The sequence below is a fragment of the Nocardia sp. NBC_00881 genome (assembly GCF_045207455.1).
Taxonomy (GTDB): domain Bacteria; phylum Actinomycetota; class Actinomycetes; order Mycobacteriales; family Mycobacteriaceae; genus Nocardia.
The window spans coordinates 6,898,361-6,914,603 of the sequence record NZ_CP108798.1; the positions used below are offsets into that span (position 1 = coordinate 6,898,361).

General features: G+C 66.0%; 11 protein-coding genes. 6 read left to right on the forward strand and 5 right to left on the reverse strand.

Annotated features, from left to right (window positions below; translation table 11 throughout):
* Positions 1 to 4: 4 nt before the first annotated feature.
* The 4 genes from OH799_RS29000 (at position 5) to OH799_RS29015 (ending at position 4,693) form a co-directional block, all read left to right on the forward strand.
* On the forward strand, positions 5 to 382 hold the full coding sequence (locus tag OH799_RS29000; protein WP_406270501.1) for a hypothetical protein: 378 nt from the start codon (positions 5 to 7) through the stop codon (positions 380 to 382).
* Positions 383 to 396: 14 nt separating this feature from the next.
* Positions 397 to 1,680, forward strand: coding sequence for a hypothetical protein (locus OH799_RS29005; protein WP_406270504.1), 1,284 nt, complete (start codon positions 397 to 399; stop codon positions 1,678 to 1,680).
* Positions 1,677 to 2,495 carry an ESX secretion-associated protein EspG gene (locus OH799_RS29010; RefSeq protein WP_406270507.1) on the forward strand — a complete coding sequence of 273 codons (819 nt, stop codon included), beginning with the start codon at positions 1,677 to 1,679 and terminating at the stop codon, positions 2,493 to 2,495. Before OH799_RS29005 ends, OH799_RS29010 begins: the two co-directional genes overlap by 4 nt.
* A gap of 662 nt (positions 2,496 to 3,157) precedes the next feature.
* Positions 3,158 to 4,693, forward strand: coding sequence for an amidase (locus tag OH799_RS29015; protein ID WP_406270510.1), 1,536 nt, complete (start codon positions 3,158 to 3,160; stop codon positions 4,691 to 4,693).
* A 211-nt stretch (positions 4,694 to 4,904) separates the two neighbouring features.
* Here the strand turns inward: OH799_RS29015 and mycP are convergent, their stop codons facing one another.
* The gene (gene mycP, locus OH799_RS29020) at positions 4,905 to 6,371 is read right to left on the reverse strand and encodes a type VII secretion-associated serine protease mycosin (protein ID WP_406270513.1); all 1,467 of its coding nucleotides are present in this window, start codon (positions 6,369 to 6,371) and stop codon (positions 4,905 to 4,907) included.
* A gap of 10 nt (positions 6,372 to 6,381) precedes the next feature.
* Positions 6,382 to 7,959 carry a type VII secretion integral membrane protein EccD gene (eccD, locus tag OH799_RS29025; RefSeq protein ID WP_406270516.1) on the reverse strand — a complete coding sequence of 526 codons (1,578 nt, stop codon included), beginning with the start codon at positions 7,957 to 7,959 and terminating at the stop codon, positions 6,382 to 6,384.
* 60 nt (positions 7,960 to 8,019) lie between these two features.
* On the opposite strand from eccD, the gene eccCa reads away from it, so the two are divergent.
* Entirely contained in the window at positions 8,020 to 12,051 is a 4,032-nt protein-coding gene (gene eccCa / locus OH799_RS29030; protein WP_406270519.1) for a type VII secretion protein EccCa, read from the forward strand.
* Positions 12,051 to 13,499 (forward strand): type VII secretion-associated protein, encoded by a 1,449-nt coding sequence (locus OH799_RS29035; protein ID WP_406270522.1) that lies wholly within the window; start codon positions 12,051 to 12,053, stop codon positions 13,497 to 13,499. Before eccCa ends, OH799_RS29035 begins: the two co-directional genes overlap by 1 nt.
* Before the next feature lie 108 nt (positions 13,500 to 13,607).
* Here the strand turns inward: OH799_RS29035 and OH799_RS29040 are convergent, their stop codons facing one another.
* The 3 genes from OH799_RS29040 to OH799_RS29050 form a co-directional block, all read right to left on the reverse strand.
* A complete protein-coding gene (locus OH799_RS29040; protein WP_327112722.1) occupies positions 13,608 to 13,904 on the reverse strand; it encodes a WXG100 family type VII secretion target in 297 nt (98 codons plus the stop codon).
* Positions 13,905 to 13,934: 30 nt separating this feature from the next.
* The gene (locus OH799_RS29045; RefSeq protein WP_357266238.1) at positions 13,935 to 14,264 is read right to left on the reverse strand and encodes a WXG100 family type VII secretion target; all 330 of its coding nucleotides are present in this window, start codon (positions 14,262 to 14,264) and stop codon (positions 13,935 to 13,937) included.
* Positions 14,265 to 14,696: 432 nt separating this feature from the next.
* Positions 14,697 to 16,232, reverse strand: coding sequence for a serine/threonine-protein kinase (locus OH799_RS29050; RefSeq protein WP_406270525.1), 1,536 nt, complete (start codon positions 16,230 to 16,232; stop codon positions 14,697 to 14,699).
* Positions 16,233 to 16,243: the final 11 nt, after the last annotated feature.

Below are 16,243 nucleotides of genomic sequence, written 5' to 3' on the forward strand. Positions count from 1 at the left end.
AACGATGAGCGGGAATGAAGATATCACCGTATGGCGGTATCTTGCGGATCAGGCAAAGGCTGGTCATTTGATTCTTGACGATTCCGTCTCTCGTGACTGCCTGAAGGCATGCGAGGATCGGATCCAGGTGTACAAGGATTGCCGGACCTTGCTCAATAATATGTCCTACGTCACCGGTCTCGGCGACTTCCCCTGCGCCGACGAGCTCGCGAAGATGTTGGGGTGCAAGGCAATCGGCGGTGAGGGCGACTTTGAATCGGCTCTGGCCGAGCACATTTCCGTCCTGGAGCTCATCCGGGATACGATCAAGGTCTCGGTTGACCGCTTGGTGGAGCAAGAGCGGGTCAACGCGCAGACTATTGCGAATATCCAGGTCGGCTGATCAGGGGAGCGGTTGTGAGTATTCCGATGCTGGCGGCGGTGATCATCGCATTGCGGGAGCAGTCGAAGAGTGGTCCGCCGGATTCGTATGCGAACGCCAATGGCGATCAGAGCTCTGATGCGGTGATCGCGCGGAATCGGATCAGCGAAATTCTCAATGGCGGTTTCGGGATTCAGTTCCAGTCCTCGAAGGTTCCGGCGGATTCGTATAAGAATCCTGAGAGTCTGGATGACATCTACGAGCGTGTGCAGAAGATGAATCAATCCGCGGTCACGGGCGTGCACCAGATGTGGGAGGGCCTGCGGAACAAGCTGCAGGACAGCCAGAAGGAGTTCGGTCCGGCGATTCTCCAGGCGATCGCCGAGAAGTGGCAGGGCGGCGCCGGGACCAAGGCGGCCGAGGGGATCCGCAAGTACGTCGACGAATCCCAGCAGCTGGTCGCTTCCGCGCAGATCGTGGCGGAGAAGGTGAAGCTGGTGCGGTCGGCGGTGGAGATCACCAAACCGGCGGTGCAACCGGGCTACAAGCCGACCTGGACGAGCGATGTCGCCAGCTGGGTGCCCGGTCCGACCTGGAAGATGAACGATCACCGCCGCGACGTCACCACGGCCGCGAATGCCCACGTGATCAACAACGTCTTCTACCCGGCCGTGCGGGAGAGCGATACCCAGGTACCGCTGGTACCGCGCCCGCACAATCCGGTGAGTGATCCAGGTACGAATGCGCCATGGACACCGCACGGCACTTCTGACCAGCAGGGCGGGCCGAACGGTCAGCCCCCGGATAGCCTGACCTCCGATCTGCCGTCGAACCCATTGGAGCAGTCGACGAGCGAGAATCCCGCCGACACGACCCTGGCGGGTGTGGATCCCTCGGCCACAACAGCTTTCGATCCGTCGAAGGTGAACCCGACCATCCCTGCGAACGCCGATCCCGCCGCGACGACGCCGTCGAGCACCCAGCCGGGTAGTCCTTCCAGCTCTATCCCTGGCGGACCCAGCGGTCCAGGTGCGCCTTCCGGTGCTCCGCCTGGTGGTCCCGGAAAGTCGATGCCAGGTGTGCCAGGCAAACCGGTCGCGCCGGGCGGGGGTCGGCCGAGTACGGCACGGCCAGGCGCGCCGGGAATGGGCGGATCGCCCGGCATGATGCCGCCAGGTGCCCGCGGTAAACCCGACGACGAGAAGGAACACAAGTCGAAGATCAGCGAAGCCCTGGTGTCGCAGACAAATGGTGACGAGTTGACCGGTCAGGACGAAGCCCACCGGCCCAAGACGGTGCCTCCGGTGCTGGGCGGATGAGTATGCGGCAGTGGACGTTCAGCGCACTGGGTTATGCGGTGCTGTGGCGTGGTATCGACCGGGATGTGCTGCCGTATCCGTTGCAGTACCGGTCCGGTCACGACACCGTCGATGCCTACGTGCAGGAGTGGAAAACGGAGGCGGCCGACCTCGCGCAGCGGATGAACGAGGACATCTACACCGCCCTGCGGCTGCTCGATGAACCGGAGGCGCGCATCGAAGCTACCGGATTTGCCGGCGCGGCAACCAGACCGGCGGACCTCTTGAACGGCGGCGACCCGCAGCACCGAATTCGTGTGCACGCCGCCGTGCACCACCGGCATGCCGTGCTGCTGACCCAGGAGCCGTCCGCCAGTTCGAATTCCGGTGGACGCGTGCGCATGTTGCTCATCGACGCCGATGCCGTGGCCCGCCATGTGCTCGGCGCGCTCCCGGACACTGCACGCGGCACCGGCGCCGCCCTGCAGCTGTCCCGGCACGACGTCGACGACGAGGACCGCCCGTTCACTGCATTCCACGACGACGCCCCCCAGTCACCCCGCGAACAGGCGCGACGATTCTTCGAACGCCCCCGCAGCACCATCGTCCACATCGCCGTCCACCCCGGCCCGGCCTGGGACAACCGCCCCTCCGCCGCCCGCGACCTGCACGTCATGGATTTCCCCGACGGCCGATACCTGGTGCGCCACAACGCCCACGAGATCCGCGCCGAACCCGCCGACACCACCGCACTGAACACCTGCCTGCGGCGCCTGATCGACACCACAGTCCGCACATACCGCGAAGACAACGACCCCGACTACTGCTACACCTGACATTCGGAAGATGTCCTCGGCGCGTCAAGGGCATGTTCTGTACCTGGTGGGGCCGCTGACAGCGCCGCGCACGGGGCTTGCCGGGGATGGGCAACGGGCACGGTGTGATTTCTTGGGCCGGGTTGCTCCGCGCAGGGCATCAGAACCTTGTATGAAGCCGCGTGTGACCGGCGGTATTGGGCCAACGAAAAGGTGGAAGAGGCAGAGGAGGCCCGGCAGCACGGCGAGGCCGAGGCCGCTGGAATCGCCCTGCGGCCCGCCGAGCCTATCGACTTGGACGCCATACCGGGCCAGGCCCCGGCTGAGCACAGAAGCGCGAGGCGGGAACGCAATTCGCTTTCTGGTGACCGCGATTCCGTGCCGTCGGCTCAGGCCGTGATATCGAACAGCGTCAGGTTGACCCACGCTGCGGAGAAGGGCGCGTCCACACCGGTGCTGAGGAAGCTGTCCGGGCATATGTCGATTCGCAGCCTTGCGAAGAGCATGTCCGATGAAGGTCTCCTGAACCTTCAGGCCGACACCGATCCCGCCGCGCGGCGCCATGGCCGGCGGTCGGGCGAATAGCCGTGGCCGGAGAGGAACATGATGAGCTTTGAGACATCTGTCCCGTTGTGCGAAGCGGCATTTTATGTCCTCTGCGGCAGGCCAATAGCGTCGGATTCATGGAGTGGAATTTTCAGTCGGCCGAAGAGCTCGCGGCTGCCTTGCGTGCTGGTGCGGTGACCTCGGTGGAACTGACCGACGAGGCGATCGCCCGGATCGAGCGGGAAGACAAGGTGATCAACGCGATCTGTGTGCCGGACTTCGACCGCGCGCGGGCCGCCGCGCGCGATGCCGACGCGGCGCGTGCCCGTGGCGAGGATCGGCCGCTGCTCGGTATTCCGGTGACGGTCAAGGAGTCCTACGACATCGCCGGGCTGCCCACGACCTGGGGCATGCCTGCGCAGAGGAACTATGTGCCTGCCGAGGACGCGGTACAGGTGTCGCGGTTGAAGGCCGCCGGTGCGGTGCTGCTCGGTAAAACCAATGTGCCGTTGATGCTGCGAGATATCCAGAGCTTCAACGAGATCTACGGCACCACCAACAATCCGTGGGATCACGGTCGCACGTCGGGTGGGTCGTCCGGCGGTTCGGCGGCGGCCTTGGCGTCCGGATTCGGTGCGCTGTCCATCGGCTCCGACCTCGCCGGTTCGCTGCGCACCCCCGCGCATTTCTGCGGTGTCTACGCGCACAAGCCGACACTCGGGCTGGTGGCGGCCCGCGGCATGGTTGCGCCGCCCGCGCCGGCCTTGCCGATCGACCTCGACCTCGACCTCGCCGTCGTCGGCCCGATGGCGCGCACCGCCCGCGACCTCGCGCTGCTACTCGACGTGATGGCCGGACCGGACCCGCTGACCCACGGCGTCGCCTACGACGTCGCACTGCCGCCCGCGCGCCACGAGCGGCTGGCCGACTTCCGTGTCCTGATCATCGAGGACCATCCGCTCATTCCGACCGGATCGGCGGTGCGGGCGGGCGTGAACCGGGTCGCCGAGGCGCTCGTCGACGAGGGCGCCCGCGTCGAACGGCGCAGTCCGCTGCTGCCCGACCCGGCCGAAGCGGCGACGCTCTACATGCTGCTGATGCTGTCGAACGCCGCAGCAGGTATTTCCGTCGACGTGTACGAACAGCTGCAGACCCACGCCGCCGCCCTGAGCGCGGACGACCGGAGTCTCGATGCGGCGCGGCTGCGCGGCATGGTGCTCAGCCACCGCGACTGGGTCGAGGCGAACAACCGTCGCGCACTCCACCGCCACGGCTGGCGGCAGCTCTTCGCCGAGTTCGATGCCGTGGTGTGCCCCATCACGCCCACTCCCGCCTTCCCGCACGACCACAACGGAGGTCTGGAGAACCGGCACATCGACATCGACGGCGTCGAGTACCCGTACTTCGACCAGTTCGTCTGGGCCGGTGTGGCCACCATGCCCGGTCTGCCCGCCACCGCCATACCCGCGGGCCGATCCCGCGAGGGGCTGCCGGTGGGGGTGCAGCTCATCGGTCCGATGTTCGAGGACCGCACCCCGCTGCGGCTGGCCGAACTGCTCGAGCAGAAGATCGGCGGCTTCCAGGCACCGAAGCAGGGCGTACTACCGGGCGTCCGTCGAGGACGAGGTGCGGAGGACGAACGAGGACTGGGGCGTGGTCCAAGACCCTGGTAGCTTCTTCGGTCCGACGATCGTGCGGTCGGTGAGGGTGTACTGACAGACGCCGCTCACGCCGCCCGTCAGCTCGGTGATCTCGACGCCGTTGTCCTGGCCGGAGGCAGGCTCGACCAGCGCGGTTACAGATGCTCTCACCTCGGTAGATCAGATCAGCCTGCACGACGCGCGCTACGGGCGAATCTTCGTGCTCTCGCCGAGCGGACATCCGTCACATGTCGTCGGGACTGACGCCGAACCTGCGGCGGAGTGGGAACGACGCGAGGTAGCCGAGGATGAGCAACAGCGCGATCACGCCGGAGCCGATCAGCGCGACGTTGCGGGCCGTATGGTCCGGCGCCGGAGGCGCAGCGGGTACGGCTAGCTGCTGGCTCTTGGCGACGCTGGACCTTTTCGGGGACAGTTCCCCGGTCACCTCGGCGGTCAGGGCCGCGACCGGATCGACGGCGCCGTAGCCGATGTAAGGGTTCCACCCTTCCGCGGGGGCGTGCGCGGTGGCCTCGATGCGTTTGATGACGTCCAGCGCGCTCAATTCTGGGAAACGGGCCCGTACGAGTGCGGCGACACCCGACACCAGGGGCGTGGCGAAGCTGGTGCCTTGAATCGGTCCGAGCTGGCCTTGTTGACGGATGCTGCTGACTTGGACCGCTGTTCCTTTGCTGTTCGGGTCGTTGAACAGTGGATCGAGAGAGGTGATGTTCTCACCGGGCGCCGCCACGCCGAGCCACGGCCCGGGCACAGTGAACTTCGACGGCTGCCCGTTCTGATCGATGGAACCGACGGAGAGCACGTAATCGTCGTAGCGGGCCGGCGACACATTCAGGTTCACCTTGCTCCACGGGTCCGCGGCTGGATCGAGAGGATCGATGACCGCGTTGGTGCCCTTGCAGTTCTCGTCGGAGTTGCCGGCCGCTACCACCACGACCACGTTCTTCTCGATCGCGGCATACCGGACAGCGGCGCCCAAGTCGGTATCTTCGAATGGCTCCGAAGTCGGCCTGCACGCGACCTCGGACACATTGATGACGGTGGCTCCCATGTCCGCCGCGCGACGGATCGCCGACGCCATGGTGCGAGTGGTGCCGTACGCCTGGGGCAGTGCGTCCGGCCCCTTGTCCCGATTCGCTCCCTCCTTCTGATACAGGCCGCTACTCTGCCGGATGGCAAGGATCCGCGCCTCGGGCGCGACCCCCGAGAAGCCTTGACCGTCAACCTTCGTCGCCGCTATGAGCCCTGCGACGAGGGTGCCGTGCCCATCACAGTCCTCGGTTCCGTCGCTGCTGCTCACATAGTCGCCGCCCGCGATCAGCCCTGGCAGCCGCGGATGACGGACGACGCCGGTGTCGATGACAGCCACGAGTTGTCCTGCGCCCCGGGAGAACTGCCAGGCGTGTTCGAGGCCGAGCGAGAGCTGCGCAGCCGGGGTCGTCGGCCCGTCGCCGCCGGATCCGGTACCGACGCACGGGGTGTTCGCCGCCCGCTCGGTCTTGTCCGGCGGTGCGGCTGGATTGCCAGGTGGCGGCGGTGTGTCCGGGCTCACTGTCGGCTTCTCCGCGTGCGCGAGCGGGCTTCCGGTAGTTGCTCCGAACCCGACGGACACGCTGAGCGCGAGAAGGCACGCGGCCGTACCGGTCCGTACGACATGGAAACGTCTGCCGCCCCACTGCTTCGGAGTCATCGAGGCGAGCTCACAGCGAGCGGACGAGCGAGTAGAGGTCGGCGACCCAGAATGCCAGCGGCAGTACGGCGGCGACGAATCCGTACTCGAGCACTTCGACGCCGCGGCGCATCGGCGGGGTGGCCGACTGGTTCGGGACGATGATGCCGAGGATCAGCGCCGCGATCAACCCGACCATCGCCGCGCCGAACACCGCAAGCGGCTGGCCGATCGCGAAACCGGCTCCCACCAACATGATCAGTACGATCGCCGACCCGCCCGAGATGAGCACGACGGCCTGTTCGGCGCCCGCGTATGTGCGGCTGCGGAACATCAGCACCACCGCGCAGACCACCGCGAGCGCCACGCCCTGCCAGTACGGGTCGTCGGCCTTCGGGTCGGTGGCCGCGAGCGCGCCGATGGCGGTGACCAGCGTGGTCGCCGCGACCAAGCCGGCGAGGTACATGCGGGCACGTTCCGACTTCACACGCAGTACGTCCATGGTCGGCAGCGCCCGGTGGTCGTCCGGATCGTCCTCGCTCGGGTCGATCGGAGTGCCGGGCGAAGGAACCGGCGGCAGCGGCAGTTTCGCGAGCAGCATGGATACCCGGGGCGCCAGCGAGAGCCCGCCGAGCCCGAGTGCCGCTACGCCGGCGCCGATCGCGCGCTCGGGCTGATCGGTGAACAGACCGACCAGCGCGGCGGGTACCGCGTAGGTCGCGAGGGTGGCCGCGCCGATGAACAGGGCGAGGCCGACACCGGTGACGCGCCAGGCCAGGATCGCGGTCGCGCCGAGCACCACTGAACCGAGCAGAATGTGCGGCCAGCCGTAGTTGTCGGGCACGTAGAGCATGCCCGCGGTGAAGGCGGCGGGCAACGCGCAGCCGCCGAGTACCAGTGCGGTGGCGGTGTCACCGTACAACCTGCTCAGCACCATCGCCGCGACCACGAGCAGGATCGCGACCACCAGCGCGACCGAGCCGCCCACCGCGATCGGCAGTGCGTCGGGAGACAGCAGCAGGCCGAGGCAGCCGACGATCATGGTGACCGCCGCGAGCACCGAGCCGGTGATCCGCGCGACCTTCGGAGTCCAGCTGCGGTAGTGGTCGGTGTCGGCGATCGCGACGTTGTACATGATGTCGTCGAACAGCGGTGTCGGCGCCATGTGTGAGGCGCTCTCCAGCATCAGCAGTTCGCCGTCGCGGACACCGTGCTCGCCCAGGCTGAGGGAGTTGGAGAACGGGGGATGGCCGATGCGGGCGAGCACCCATTCGGCGGGTTCGAAACGCTCACCCTCGTTGTCGAAGTCGTTCGTCCTGCTGTGCTGGGCGACCATGTCGACGACGCTCGGAATCACCAGCGCGACCGGCACATCGACCGGGATCGCCATGTCGACCTGGGTGTGCTTGGCCAGAATCGTCACCCTGGCGAGGTCGGGCGCGCGGACGATACCGCGCGAGGATTCTTCGTCGATGTGGTCAAGGCGCGCGTGCGTCAAGCTTCCCCCAACTCGGTCTTCTACCTCGTGATTCCGCAAACCCCGTTGGTCATGGGCGCTCTTGCGAACCCACGGTTCGGGCAGCAGAATGCTGGTCGAACTGTACGACATGTCGGCTGTGACCTCTACACTGAGCCCGAATCACAGCTTGCCTAAGGGGGATTCTCGTCGATGAGCACTGTCCGCTTCCAGCGCCGTGCGCGCCGCGAGATGCCGCGTTTGCCCGGTGGCGAGGTCACGCTGCAGCCGCCGCCCGAAATCCCCCGGGTGACACCGGGAAACCTGCTGATGAAGCTGATGCCGGTCGTGATGGTGATCGGTATGGTCGGCATGATGGCCCTGATGTTCACCCAGGGCAGCGGCATCGCGTCGAATCCGATGAGCATGATGTTCCCGGTCATGATGCTGTTCTCCATGGTCAGCATGTTCGCGGGCCAGGGCGGGGGTAAGGGACAGAAGGCCGCGGAGGCCAACGAGGACCGCAAGGACTACCTTCGCTATCTCGACCAGGTCCGCAGGGATGTCGACGAGACTGCGCGGCAGCAGCGCGCGTCGGTCGAATGGAGCCATTCCGAACCGGGATTGATCTGGATGCTCGCGGGCACCAGTCGTATGTGGGAGCGCCGTGCGGGCGACAAGGATTTCTGCCACGCCCGCATCGGTATCGGCGGTCAGCGCTTGGCCACCCGGCTGGTCGCGCCGGAGACCGGCCCGGTCGAAGAGCTCGAGCCGATCGCCGCGGTCTCGCTGCGCCGCTTCGTGCGTGCCCACTCGACAGTGCCCGACCTGCCGACCGCGATCGCGGTCAAGGGCTTCGCCACGATCGCGCTGGACGGCGACCGCGGCGAGGCGCGGGACATGACCCGAGCGATGTTGGTGCAGCTGTGCATGTTCCAGGCGCCGGACCAAGTGCTCGTCGCCGTCGTCTGCGGAGCGGATACGGCCCGGGAATGGGAGTGGACCAAATGGCTCCCGCACACCCAACATCCCGACGCGCAGGACGGCATCGGCACCCAGCGCATGTTCTACGGCTCGATCCGGGAAGCCATGGCCGGCCTACATCCATTGCTCGGCAATCGGGTTCGGTACTCCAGAAACCAGCCCGCCAACGCGAACATGGTGCACATCGTCATCGTCGTCGACGGGGGTCTGCTCGAGGCCGAGGACGATCAGTTGCGCGAATCCGGCTACGAGGGCGTCACGATCATCGACCTCTGTGGCTACGCGCCGCGTCTCGCGGTGTCCCGCGGCATCAAGATGATCGTGGAGAACGGTGAGTGCGTCGGCCGCGGCGCGACCGGCAATCAGGAACGCTTCGCGCTCATCGACCGGATCAGCCCGCAGCAGGCCCAGCAGGTGGCGCGCAGACTCGCGCCCTATCGCGCGGCGACCCAGCGCAGCAGTGACGTGGAATCCGATGACTCCGAGGTGATCTCGACCTGGAGCCAGCTGATTGGCCTCGGCGACATCGGCGCGTTCAACCCCGCGCACGCTTGGCGTCCGCGCTATGGCCGGGAACGCCTACGTGTTCCATTCGGTGTCGGCGCCGACGGCCTTCCGGTGGAATTGGACATCAAAGAGGCCGCCGAGAACGGCATGGGCCCGCACGGATTGTGCATCGGAGCCACCGGTTCCGGTAAGTCGGAGTTCCTGCGCACCCTTGTGCTGAGCCTGCTCGCCACCCACTCGCCGGACCAGCTGAACCTGGTGCTCGTCGACTTCAAAGGCGGCGCGACCTTCCTCGGTCTCGACGGCGTGCCGCATGTCGCCGCCGTCATCACCAACTTGGAGGAGGAAGCAGACCTCGTCGACCGCATGAAGGATGCCCTGGCCGGCGAGATGAACCGCCGCCAGGAGGTGCTGCGCGCCGCAGGCAACTTCGCCAACGTCTCCGAGTACGAGAAGGCACGCGCCGCGGGCGCCGACCTCGACCCGCTGCCCGCCCTGTTCGTCGTGCTCGACGAGTTCTCCGAACTGCTCACCCAACACCCGGATTTCGCGGAGCTGTTCGTCATGATCGGCCGCCTCGGCCGCTCACTGCACGTGCATCTGCTGCTCGCCTCGCAGCGCCTGGAAGAAGGCAAACTCAAGGGCCTGGAGAGCCACCTGTCCTATCGGATCGGGCTGAAGACGTTCTCCGCCAACGAATCCCGTCAGGTGCTCGGCGTGCCCGATGCCTACAACCTGCCGAACCACCCCGGCGGCGGCTACCTGAAGGCGGACTCGGGCGAGATCCAGCGCTTCCAGGCCTCCTATGTCTCCGGCCCGTACGTCGGCGGCGGCTCGCAGCGCGACATCACCATCGCCACCCAGTCCGGCGAAATCGACATCAAGGCACGGCCGTTCACCGCGACACACGTCGGCTTCCGCGCCGCGGACCGCGTTCCGCTGCCACCCGAGCCGAGTCTGGAACCCCAGCATGACGAGGACGGCGAGCAGCTGTCCAACGTGAACATGCTGGTCTCCCGGATCCGCGGGCACGGCCGCCCGGCCCACGAGATCTGGCTGCCGCCGCTGGACGAGGCCCCCACGCTCGACCAGCTCATCCCGCGCTCCATCCTCACCGGCGAATACTCCGCGGTGGCCACGCTGCGTGCCCCGATCGGCATCGTCGACCGCCCCTACGACCAGCGCCGCGACCCGATGATCGTCGACCTGTCCGGTGCCCGCGGCAACGTCGCCGTCGTCGGCGGTCCGCAGTCCGGCAAGTCGACGGCGCTGCGCGCCCTGGTCATGGCGATGTCGTTGACGCATACCGCCGAACAGGTGCAGTTCTACTGTCTCGACTTCGGTGGCGGCACGCTCGCCAGCCTGCTCGGGTTGCCGCACGTCGGCTCGGTCGCGAGCCGGTTGGACGAGGATCAGGTCCGGCGCACCATCGCCGAAATGACGACTATCGTCCGTCAGCGCGAGGCTCGCTTCCGCCATCTCGGTATCGAGTCGATGACGGAGTTCCGCCGTCTGCGTTCGATGGATCCGGCCAGCAGCCCAGCCGCGGCCGGCGCGCACGAAGATCCTTTCGGCGACGTATTCCTGGTGATCGACGGCTTCGGTTCGATCCGCCAGGACTTCGAGATGCTCGAGCAGACCATCATGAACCTCGCGGTGCAGGGTCTGTCCTACGGCGTGCACGTGGTCATCGCCCTCGCCAGGTGGGCCGAGGCACGCCCGGCGCTCAAGGATCAGATCGGCACCAGAATAGAACTGCGCCTGGGTGATCCGATGGATTCCGATTTGGGCCGCAAGTTCGCCTCGCTGGTCCCCCAGGGCCGACCAGGCCGCGGTATGACACCGGAGTGTCTGCACATGCTGACCAGCCTGCCGCGCATCGACGGCAGCGCGAACCCCGACAATCTGGGCCAAGCGGTCAGCGACGCGGTCGCCACCATCGCCAGGCTGACGCCGGGCCGTCCGGCACCGCAGGTCCGCATGCTGCCCGAGCAGCTCCCGCGGGAGCAGCTGCTGTACCTGGCGGGGGAGTGGCCGTCGCAGGTCGACCCGAACGCCAAGTGCATGCGAATCCCGTTCGGTATCAACGAGTCCGAGCTGGCTCCGGTCTACATCGATTTCGCCGAGAGCCCACACTTCATCATCATCGGCGACACCGAATCGGGTAAGACGACGCTGCTGCGTTCGCTGATCGAGGGCATCGCCGCGTCGAACACCCCGGACCAGGCGCGCTTCATACTCGGCGACTACCGGCGCTCCATGCTCGGACTGGTCCCCGAGGGCTACCTCGCGGGCTACGGCTCGACGGCGCCGCAGTTCACCCAGAACATGAACGATCTGGCTGCCTACGTCAGCAAGCGCACCCCAGGCCCGGACGTCACGCCCCAGCAGCTGCGGGAACGGTCCTGGTGGACCGGCCCGGAACTGTACGTCATCGTCGACGACTACGACCTGGTGTCCACCTCGGCGGGTAACCCGGTACAGGCGCTGGTGGAACACTTGCCGCACGCCCGTGACCTCGGATTCCACCTGGTTATCGCCCGCCGCTCGGGTGGAGCGAGTAGGGCGATGTACGAGGCTACGTTGGCCAGGATGAAGGATCTCGGCTCGGCAGGTCTGATCATGAGCTGTAGCCGCGACGAGGGTGTGCTCATGGGCAGTACGCGACCGAGCCTCATGCCGCCGGGGCGCGGCACCCTCATCACGCGCAACGGTGAGGGATTGGTGCAGTCGGCCTGGATGCCGTTGCCCTGATGTCCACCGTTGAGCTGGTGGTCACGGAGACGCGTGTCTGGGCACGTGGCGCGACCACACACTGTGACGTGCTGCCCTCGATCGGCCTGAGCAGCAACGGGTTCGACCTGATGGTCGGTCAACCACTGACACCGCCCACTCTGGTGAGTTCGGCTGTTCAATTCATCCCGGCTGACGCGATCGCGCTGACGCCGCGTGCGCCATCGGTGGTCGACGGGTTGAGCGCTGTCTTTGCCGCCGTGCTCGAGAATCTCGGCGTAGCAGTGCCCTGCGAGCGGATCATTCTCGTCTGCCCGACCGACTGGGGTTCGCCGCGCCGCTCGGTACTCGACCAGGCGGCGCGGGGATTCGCGGCCGATGTCGCGTTCGAGGACATGGCGGTGCGGTCGGTAGCGGTCGACGAAGGCACCAGCCACAGCAGTCGCACTGTGGTCCTGGAGTTCGGCACGCTGACCACGACGGCTTCCGCGGTGATCCGCGATCACCACGGTATCCACATCGAATCCTGCGAGCACGAGCCAACTCTCGCTCTTGCTGAGATCACCGCGGAATCGCGCGCGTTCGACGACTTGTGCGCGCTGATCGACCGCCTGCTCGGTGAGCGGCCAGTCGATCTCGCCCAGGTCGTCGGCGTATCCGATCCTGTGATGCTCGAACTGCTCGGCACAGCCGTCCAACAAACCGCCGGCACCGCCGTCGAAGTGCGCGGTGTGGTCGGCCCCGACTTGATCCGTAGTCGTAGGCCGGAACCGGCCTACCCGCGAGATGCCGCACCAACCCTGACGCCGACCGAATGGATGCAGCCGCTGCGCGATCGTGCTGCCGCGCAGCGGCCGAGCCACCACCGGACCACAAGTTACATCGCGGCGGTGGCCGTTGTCGCTGTAGTCGTTGTCGCTGTAGTCGCCGGTGTCATCCTGCTGGGCCGTTCGAACGACACGGCCACGACGGCGGGAATACCGACGACCTCCGCCGCGTCGGAGCCGACTGCGCGCACTTTGCCGCCGGCGTCGACGGCATCCGCTCCGGAAACGTTCGGTCGCATCAGCTTTCAGCTACCGACAGGATGGCGCATTGTCTCCGCGCCTGGCGATGGCAAGTCCCGCATCGATCTCGCCCCCGAGGACGGCTCCCGGCATCGAATGACCGTCGTGCAGACAACCCTGGTCCGAGGCTCCGGCTACGAACAGGTCGTGGCCAACCTCGAAGCCCAGATGGCGCAACGCCCGAACGGTGCGCTGAGCGATGTGACGCGAGAGGTGGTCTTCGGCGGACGCTCGGGACTCGCGTACACCGAGCGCCCCCGCGACGGATCAACGGTTCGCTGGCACGTCTTCCTGGAGTACGGGATCCAGGTCAGTGTGGGGTGTCAGTACGTCGGTGAGAGCTGGCTGGATTTGTCGAATACCTGCGAGAGATTCGGTAGCTCTGTTCGTGTGATCGAGTGAACCCGAGGTTGCCGGCCAGCTGCATTGGGCTCGAAGTAAATGACCTACACAAAGATTCGTACCCCCGGCGACGATCTACCGGGGGCACGAATCGGTTGGAGGCGGTGCTCAGAACAGACCGGCGAGGGCGGTGTCCGTGCTCTGCAGCTCGGAGTTTCCCGAGCTGACCAGCTTCGCGGCACCGTGCAGGGTTTGGTTCAGCTGCTCGACATGGCCGTTCCAGGACCGCTGCAGCTCGGCGAACGCTTCGTTCGCGTCACCCTTCCAGTTGGTCGTCACGAACTCTTCGACCTTCTTGTGGAAGGCCTCCAGCTCGTTCCTGATCCCTTCGGCTCGGGCGATGATTGCCCGAGCTCCGTCCTCGACGCCCGAGAAGTTGGCGGATATGGGCTTTCCAGCTGCCATTGTTCAGGCTCCTTTGCTACGTGATTCTGGTTAGACCGGAGGAAGTTCCAGGCTGGAGACCTGGGCCTGCACCTGCTGGGCGAAGTCGGTGTCCTGGTCCTCGAACGTCGAACCGGCCTTGATGAGCTTCTCCGACGTCTCCATCAGCTTGTCGTTGAGCTTGTCCGCCTGGAAGTAGTACCGCTCCATAAAGGCGTTGAACGCGTCGCGCGCCTGGCCCTGCCAGTTGGCGCCGTTCGTCACGTTGTCCTCATCGGTCTTCAGCTGTCGGATGGCGAGCATCAAGTTGTTGTGCTGCTCCTGAAACTCTTTCGCCTTCTGCCCGATGAGTTCATTATCCGCTGAGAGAGACCCTGCCATGGTGGCTCCTCCTGTTTCGGTTGACGGTCAACGTCGCAAGTGCCAGCTGACCTCTTCATGTAGTTGGACGCGGCTGCCGCTCGATCGGTTCCACCCGGTTCACAGCTATCTGGCGGATTTGCGTCGAAACGTGCGTCCCAAGTGGGCGACTGGCTACGCCGAGGTACGGAAGGCCTGGATGAGATCCCCCCGGACGTCCGACCACAGGTGCCGTCGCGTCTGTATAGTCGCTGCCAGCGCGCTGCTCCCCTCCTTCCCCCTGCTCGCTACCACCTGAACCGGCGAGTGGGCTGGCTGCGCAACACCCTACCGAACGGCGTGCTGTCGCGCTACCAGCGAACGTCGAATGCCAAGGTCGGCAACGGAGCTCGTGCGCGAGCGCGTTTACAAGCCGCGGTCCGAATCATCCAGTCCAGTGCACTGCGCCGGGGACTACTTGACGATCTTCGCGATGGTGGGAACCATCTTGTCCACCAGCACATCCACGGACTGGCCGGTCCACACCTGGAACGCCTGCACGGTCGAAGGGTCGTCGACGACGACGATCTTCGCCGAGCCGGAGAGGATGCCATTCGGGAGACCACGCAGTCCGCCGTTTCCGGCCTGGCTGTCCGATCTGAGTACGATCACCACTTCGGAATCGATATCGGTCGTAAAGCTGTTCGCCGACATCGCCCGCGGCGATTTCTCGTCACCGACCGCCTTGTACTTGGTGCTGTATCGAAAACCGATATCTTGCAAGAATTTCGACTGATCACTCGGTGTCAGCACGGCGGACAGGGTGGAATTACCGAAATTGAATGCGGTGATCGTCTTTCCGTCGAATTCCGGATGATTGTCGCGCACCTGGGCCAGGCTGCTTCCCGAGCCGGAAGAGTTCGCCCCACCCCGGGTGAGGAAAAACGTGCCCGCGGCGATCGAGACTGCTATGACGACGGCGATGATCGCGGGTCCGAGAAAGCGTCTGGCGGGAGAACGCTCGCTGCGGCTTCGGATCGTCTCGATCAACCGCTGATCAGTGGCTTCGCGAGGCGGCCCATACGCACTGATCGCGGTGCGAGGGTCGGTCATCGGCGCCCGCAGGTCAGTCGAATAGGTCGTTTCGGAAGCGCGGTACTGCGAGGCGCCGTACAACGCCGCTTCGGCGGCCTGGATGAATTCGCGGCAGGTGCCGTACCGGTGGGCAGGGTCCTTCGCCATCACCTTCTCGATCACACCGTCGAGCGCTGCGGGCAAGTCCGGACGGACAGTGCTCAACTTCGGTGGTGGCTCATGCAGATGGCCCATCATCACCACGGCGGGCATGGTCGAGGGGTAGGGGTTCTGGCCGGTGAGCAGTTTGAAGAACGAACAGCCCAGACTGTAGATGTCGGCCCGTGGGTCGAGGGTTCCTCCGACCAATTGCTCGGGGGGCGCATAAGCCACCGTGGCCATGAAATTGCCTGTGGCCGTGAGGTCTTGGCCGTCCTCCGAGGATTTTGCGACGCCGAAATCGGTGAGCAGCACCCGTTCCTCGTCGTCGCCTTCGGCAGTGGAGAGCAGGAAGTTGGCAGGCTTGACGTCGCGGTGCAGCAACCCGCGCCGATGGGCGTAGTCCAGGCCCTTGCCCACCTCTGAGACGGTGCGCAGCGCTCGCTCGGGAGTCATGACCGCCCGTCCCTTCCTCGCCTCCTCCGCGGCGTCCGTGCCGGGGACGTACTGCATGGCGATCCACAGCTGGCCGTCTTCTTCGCCGCGGTTGTACACGGCGACGATGTTCGGATGGTCGAGGCCTGCCGCTAGGTTGGCCTCACGCTCGAACCGCGCGCGAAACTCGTCGTCGGTGGACAGGTCTGCGCTGAGAACCTTCAGGGCATCCCGGCGGGGCAGGATCGGATTCTGCGCCAGGTAGACGGTTCCCATGCCGCCGCTGCCGAGGACCTGAAGTACCCGGTATCCGCCGATGATTGCGCCGGGCCGCAACGCCATTCGGTCCTCCT